We start from the raw sequence: 6,103 nt of genomic DNA on the forward strand, positions 1-6,103 counted from the left end.
TCATCGACCGGCGCTGCCGTGGGCGCCGGACGTGGCCGCCGCGGCCGGAGCCGTCCGCCGCCGCCTGCTCGCCGGGCTTGGGGGCCTTGCGCCAGCCGGTGACCGCCAGCACGGCGCATCCCAACATGACGAGGAAGCCCACCACGCTGACCCAGATCTGCTGGGCGACCATCCCGGCCATCAGGAGCGCGATGCCCACCAGAAAACCCGCGACCGCCTGGTAGACCCGTCGCCGGGTGTACGTGCGCAGGCCGCTACCCTCAAGCGCTGTCGCGAACTTGGGATCTTCGGCGTACAGCGCTCGCTCCATTTGCTCGAGCATTCGCTGCTCGTGCTCCGAGAGCGGCACGGAGTCCTCCTACTCGTCGGTCGCGGGGGGCGACCGGGTGCGACCCTTTCAGGATAGGCAGGGATTCGCCCCCGTGAAACCCGCCCCTCTGCGCCAATGCGCCATGTCGAACCGCCATGGCGGCGCAGGTGGTGGGACGTGCATTCCCCGGCCTCCTGTCCGTCATGCCGGACCGTGTCCCCCGATCATACGGGGCTATGCGCCCGAACGGGGGGCCTGTGCGTGACAGCCCGGACGAATCGCCGCCGTTCAGAGCGCCGCCTACCCGGCCGGGGGCCGTGGCCCGGCGGCTCCGGCCGCCGCCGCGGGGTCAGCGGCACCCGATACGGGCTCAGTCGGCTTCCCGCTCGGCGAGCACGTGCAGCTGGGTCGCGACGGAGTGGAAGGCGGGCAGCTCGGCCGCGGCCGCCTCCAGCTTCAGCAGGGCGTCCACGGCGCCGGGTTCAGTGTCGACGAGCACCCCGGGCACGAGGTCGGCGAAGACCCGTACGCCGTGCACCGCGCCCACGGAGAGGCCTGTGGCCGAGACCAGGCCGGTCAGCTGCTCCGCGGTGAACCGCCGGGGCACCGGGTCGCCCTCGCCCCACCGGCCGTCGGGGTCGGCGAGCGCCTGGCGGGCCTCGGTGAAGTGGCCCGCGAGCGCCCGGGCGAGGACGGCCCCGCCCAGGCCGGCCGCGAGCAGGCTCAGGGTCCCGGCCGGGCGGAGCGCGTCCACCGCGTTGCGCACGCCCTCGGCCGGGTCGTCCACGTACTCCAGCACCCCGTGGCAGAGCACGGCGTCGTAGCCGCCGCGCTCCGCGACGTCGAAGAGGCCGTGGGCGTCGCCTTGCACACCGCGCACCCGGTCGGCGACGCCCGCCTCCGAGGCTCTGCGCTCCAGCGCGAACAGCGCGTTGGGGCTCGGGTCGACCACGGTCACCCGGTGGCCCAGCCGGGCGGCGGGCACCGCGAAGTTTCCGGTGCCGCCGCCGGTGTCGAGAACGTCCAGGCTCTCCCGGCCGGTGGCCTTGACCCGGCGGTCCAGGGCCTCCCTGAGCACGTCCCAGACCACGGCGGTACGGAGGGAGGCGCGGGGGCGCATCGGGTCGGACACAGCGGGTGGCTCCTCGGCGCGGGACCGCCTCGTACGGCGGGAGATGAACGGGTGCGAGTGGTTCCCACCCTATTGCCTCCCGCGGTCATCCCGCGTCGGTCCGCACCGGTGGCCCCGCCTCTACCCACGGCTCCGCGCCCGCACCCGCGCGCGGCCTTGGCGCGGGTGCTCGCGGAGCGAGCAGCCGCTCGACGAGGCGCAGGAACACCCCGGCGTCGCGCAGCAGGTCGTCGGCGTCCCGGCGGCAGACCGCGTCCCGTATGCCCGCCTCCGCGCGTGCGCGGCGGGCCGCGCCGGAGGCGAACAGCAGGCTCCACTCGCCGAGTTCGGGCGCGACCTCGGGCAGCACCTCCCACGCGCTGCGGATGCGCTGCCTGCGGCGCGGCGCGAGCTCGGGCCTGCCGCGGACCGCGAGCACGGCGGCGGCGGTGCGCAGCGCGGCGAGGTGCGCGGTGGCGTAGCGCTCGTGCGGGGGATCCAACTCGGCGGCCTCTTCGAGGCCTTGGCGCGCCTGGACCAGCAGGCCGAGCGCCTCCGGTGGCGCGGTGGAGCGGTGCGGGGCGGGGTGCACATCGGCTGCCTGGGCAGCGTGCGCGGCGGACGCAGCGGACATGGACGCCATGACGAACCTCCTGTCGTCGCGGACGGCACTTGCCGTATGCCGACATCGTGGGGCACACCACTGACAATCGATCCTGACCTGCGATTTTCCCGCCGTCAGCCGCATCCCCCACCTCATCCTGGCCACCCCCGCCGCGGGAGCCGATCCGCATGCGGCATACTTTGAACTGACCAGTCAGTTCAAAAAAAGGGGGGACCGTGGACAGCACCCCGCACGGGGCAGCCGTCACGGCCGTGGGGTTCGGCGTCAAGGGCCCGCGCGGCTGGGCGTTCCGGAACATCGGCGTCAGCGCCGAGCCGGGTGCGCTCGTCGCGGTGGAGGGCCCGTCGGGCTCGGGCCGCACCAGCCTGCTGCTCGCGCTCACCGGGCGGATGCGCCCCACCGAGGGGCACGCCGAGGTCGGCGGGGAGCGGCTGCCGAAGAGGATGGCGGCGGTGCGCCGGTTCAGCGCGCTCGGCCCGGTGCCGGGCGTCGCGGAACTCGATCCGGCGCTGACCGTGACCGAGCACCTGCGGGAACGCGCCCTGCTCCAGCGGCGGTTCGACGGCTCCCTGCGGGATCTGCTGCGCCCCAGACCCCGTCACGCGCGCGTGACGGCAGCCCGGCAGCGCGTCGACTCCGCCCTGGGGGCCGCGGGTCTGGACCTCGCGGCCCTGCCCAAGGGCCCGCGCACGGCCGTACGGGACCTGGAGCGGCTGGAGTGCCTGCGGCTCTCGGTGGCCCTCGCGCTGATCGGCCGACCGCGTCTGCTGGCCGTGGACGACACCGACCTCAAGCTCTCGGACGACGAACGCGCCGAAGCCTGGGCGCTGTTGCGCGGCGTGGCGGAGGGCGGGACGACGGTCCTGGCGGTGTGCAGCCAAGCGCCGGAGGGCACGGTCGTGGTCTCGACGGCGCCGCAGGCTCAGCCCCGGACCCGCCTGGCCGAGCCCCAGAAGGCAGAGGACGGACGCCAAGAGGCCGAGTACGAGCCCAAAAGGGCCCAGGCCGAGCCCCAAGAGGTCCGGGCAGAGCCCCAGGACGACACGGACGACGAGACGGAAGAGGGGGCGGCGGATGCGCTCGCCGAAACTGGCCGCGCTTGAGCTGAAGCGGTTCGGCAGGGGCAGGATGCCGCGGGCGGCGCTCGTGGCCCTCCTGTTGCTGCCCCTCCTCTACGGGGCGCTGTACCTGTGCTCCTTCTGGGACCCGTACGGCCGCCTGGACAAGATCCCGGCCGCACTGGTCAACACGGACCGGGGCGCCACGGCGAAGGGCGGCGACGGCAAGGCCGAGAAGGTCACCGCGGGCGAGGACCTCGCCTCCGGTCTGCTCGACAGCAAGACCTTCGACTGGCACGAAGTGAGCCCGGCCGAGGCCCGGAAGGGCATCGAGGACGGCACGTACTACCTGTCCCTGACCGTGCCCTCCGACTTCAGCCGGCGGATCGCCTCGAGTTCGGGCGGCAGCCCGGAGACCGGTGCCCTGCGGGTGCGCACCAACGACGCGAACAACTACATCGTCGGCCAGATCTCCAGGAGCGTGTTCGCCGAGGTCCGCTCCGCGGCCTCCACCCGGACCTCCCGCACCTTCCTGGACAAGATCTTCGTGTCCTTCTCCGACATCCACGGGAAGACCGAGGAGGCCGCCAAGGGCGCTGACGACCTCAATGGCGGTATCGGCAAGGCCAAGCGGGGCGTAAGCGAGCTGGCGAACGGTCTCGGGGACGCCAGGGACGGAAGCCGCGCCCTCAAGGAGGGGGTCGAGGACCTGCACGCCGGGGCCCGCGACCTCCAGGACGGCTCCCGCCAGGTCGCCGACGGGGTTCAGACCCTGGCCGACCGGGTCGACTCGGCGGCGGACAAGGCCGGTCCGGTCCTCAAGGACCACGGCCGGCAGATCGGCGAGAGCGCCCGGCACGTCGCCGAGGCCGGCCGCAAGCTCAAGCGGAGCCTGGGAGACCTGCTGAACCGCTCCGCGAAGTCGGCCAAGGACCTGCGGCAAGGGGCCGACCGCCTGGCCGCGCTCTACGCGGGCCACTGCGAGAGCGGCGCCGAGGTCGAGGCCCTCCTCGACTGCTCCCAGGCGAAGGAGGTGGTGGACGCGGCCGACACCGCCGCCGACACCGCCGAGGACTTCGACGGCCTCGTCCAGGACCACAGGGGCACGGACGAACTCGGCGCCCATCTGGACGAGTTGAACCGCCTGTCCCTCGAACTCGCCGACCGCGCCCCGACCCTGGGCAGCGACCTCGACGCGGCCGTGGCGAAGGTCGACGCGCTGAGCGAGGGCGCCCGGGCCGTCGCCAAGGGCGCCCAGGACCTCCAGGACGGCCTCGCCCGCGCCCAGCAGGGCTCGGCCGCCCTCGACAGCGGGATCGGCCGTCTCGCGGGCGGTGCGGACGATCTGAGCGGCGGCATGTTCCGGCTCGCCGACGGCTCGGGCAAGCTGGCCGGCGGTCTCCATGAGGGGGCGGCCAAGATCCCGGACTACGACGAGAAGGACCGGGACGCCCGTACGGAGGTGATGGCGGATCCGGTGCGGCTCGCCTCGCAGTCGATGCACAAGGCGCCCAACTACGGGACCGGTTTCGCCCCGTACTTCATCCCCCTGTCCCTCTGGGTCGGGTCGATGGTCGCCTACATGATCATCCAGCCGCTCAACCGCCGCGCCCTGGCGGCCGGTTCCTCGTCCTGGAGGGTCGCGCTCGCCGGCTGGCTGCCGGTCGCGGCGCTGGGCGTGCTCCAGACGGCCGCGCTGATGGCCGTACTGCACTGGGGGCTCGGCCTGGAGATGGCCCGGGCGGGCGGCACCCTGGGGTTCCTGGCCCTGACGACCGCGTGCTTCGCGGCGGTCGTCCAGTGGCTCAACGCGCGCTTCGGCCCCGCCGGCCGGATCCTGGTCCTGGCGCTGCTGATGCTCCAGCTGACCTCCGCGGGCGGCACCTATCCGGTGCAGACGAGCCCGGCGTTCTTCAACGCGATCCACCCCTTCCTGCCGATGACGTACGTCGTCGAGGGCCTGCGCAGGCTCATCACCGGCGGCGACCTGGTCCCCGTGTGGCAGGGCTGCGCGGTGCTCGGCGCCTACACTCTGGGCGCGCTCGCGCTCACGGCGTGGTCGGCCCGCCGTAAGCAGGTCTGGACCCTGGACCGGCTGCACCCGGAGCTGAGCCTGTGATCACGAAGAGCTCCGGGGCAGGCAGAATCGTCCGCATGGACAGCAGCAGCACCCGCCGCCAGGCCACGCGCGCCAAGCTCTACGAGGCGGCCGTCACCCTGATCGCGGAGAAGGGCTTCTCCTCCACGACCGTGGACGAGATCGCCGAACGGGCCGGGGTCGCCAAGGGCACGGTCTACTACAACTTCGCCAGCAAGACCGACCTCTTCGAGGAGTTGCTGCGGCACGGCGTCGGCCTGCTCACGGCCTCGTTGCAGCGGGCCGCCGACGAGACCGCGGAGCGGGGCGGCAGCCGGGTGGACGCCTTGGACGCGATGATCCGGGCCGGCCTGGTCTTCATCGACCGCTACCCGGCCTTCACCCAGCTCTACGTGGCCGAGCTGTGGCGGACCAACCGCGCCTGGCAGTCCACGCTGACGGTGGTGCGGCAGCAGGCGGTCGCGGTGGTGGAGAACGTGCTGCGGGAGGCCGTGGAGCGCGGCGAACTGAACGACGAGATCGACGTGCAGCTGACGGCCGCGGCGCTGGTCGGCATGGTGCTGGTGGCCGCTTTGGACTGGCAGGCGTTCCAGCCGGAGCGGTCCCTCGACGACGTCCATGGGGCGCTCTCCCTGCTCCTCCAGGGCCGGGTGAGCGGCAGCCGGCCGGGCACGCACGCGTAGCGCCGGCTCCGGCACCCGCGCGCGTACCCGCGGATCCTGTCCGGAGCGGCGGCCGTACGCGCGCGTGAAGGGCTTGTCGTTGCCCACGAGTACCGCCCCGAGGCTGCGGCGGCCGCACACGCGCGTGAAGGGGCTGGAGCGGACCCTCCAGGACATGGAGGCGGGCCGGCGGGCAGCCCGCGCGCGTGAAGGGGACCGCCCCAGGGCCGCGCCTATGT

At 73.6% G+C, this 6,103-nt stretch carries 6 protein-coding genes; 3 read left to right on the forward strand and 3 right to left on the reverse strand.

Annotation, left to right across the window (positions count from 1 at the left end; translation table 11 throughout):
• From AOK16_RS05770 to AOK16_RS05780, 3 genes are all read right to left on the reverse strand, one after another.
• A partial coding sequence (locus AOK16_RS05770; protein ID WP_055471135.1) for a DUF3040 domain-containing protein occupies nucleotides 1–349 on the reverse strand: 349 nt, incomplete at its 3' end.
• Between the two features lie 331 nt (nucleotides 350–680).
• Nucleotides 681–1,442, reverse strand: a complete 762-nt coding sequence (locus AOK16_RS05775) for a methyltransferase (protein WP_055471136.1) — start codon at nucleotides 1,440–1,442, stop codon at nucleotides 681–683.
• 85 nt (nucleotides 1,443–1,527) lie between these two features.
• Nucleotides 1,528–2,064 (reverse strand): SAV_6107 family HEPN domain-containing protein, encoded by a 537-nt coding sequence (locus tag AOK16_RS05780; RefSeq protein ID WP_055471137.1) that lies wholly within the window; start codon nucleotides 2,062–2,064, stop codon nucleotides 1,528–1,530.
• 197 nt (nucleotides 2,065–2,261) lie between these two features.
• On the opposite strand from AOK16_RS05780, the gene AOK16_RS05785 reads away from it, so the two are divergent.
• The 3 genes from AOK16_RS05785 to AOK16_RS05795 are packed head-to-tail and all read left to right on the forward strand — an operon-like array spanning nucleotide 2,262 to nucleotide 5,885.
• Nucleotides 2,262–3,149 carry an ABC transporter ATP-binding protein gene (locus AOK16_RS05785; RefSeq protein WP_055471138.1) on the forward strand — a complete coding sequence of 296 codons (888 nt, stop codon included), beginning with the start codon at nucleotides 2,262–2,264 and terminating at the stop codon, nucleotides 3,147–3,149.
• The gene (locus AOK16_RS05790; protein WP_055471139.1) at nucleotides 3,121–5,223 is read left to right on the forward strand and encodes a YhgE/Pip family protein; all 2,103 of its coding nucleotides are present in this window, start codon (nucleotides 3,121–3,123) and stop codon (nucleotides 5,221–5,223) included. The genes AOK16_RS05785 and AOK16_RS05790 overlap by 29 nt, the downstream gene beginning before the upstream one ends.
• A gap of 35 nt (nucleotides 5,224–5,258) precedes the next feature.
• Nucleotides 5,259–5,885 carry a TetR/AcrR family transcriptional regulator gene (locus AOK16_RS05795; RefSeq protein ID WP_055471140.1) on the forward strand — a complete coding sequence of 209 codons (627 nt, stop codon included), beginning with the start codon at nucleotides 5,259–5,261 and terminating at the stop codon, nucleotides 5,883–5,885.
• The last annotated feature ends 218 nt before the right edge of the window (nucleotides 5,886–6,103 follow it).

The organism is Streptomyces pathocidini (genome assembly GCF_001418495.1).
In the GTDB taxonomy this organism is placed as follows: Bacteria; Actinomycetota; Actinomycetes; order Streptomycetales; family Streptomycetaceae; genus Streptomyces; species Streptomyces pathocidini.

Excerpts from the sequence above, each read along its gene's own strand:
- AOK16_RS05795 (WP_055471140.1), top strand. The coding sequence starts at position 5,259 with ATGGACAGCAGCAGCACCCGCCGCCAGGCCACGCGCGCCAAGCTCTAC.
- AOK16_RS05780 (WP_055471137.1), bottom strand. The coding sequence starts at position 2,064 with ATGGCGTCCATGTCCGCTGCGTCCGCCGCGCACGCTGCCCAGGCAGCC.
- AOK16_RS05790 (WP_055471139.1), top strand. The coding sequence starts at position 3,121 with ATGCGCTCGCCGAAACTGGCCGCGCTTGAGCTGAAGCGGTTCGGCAGG.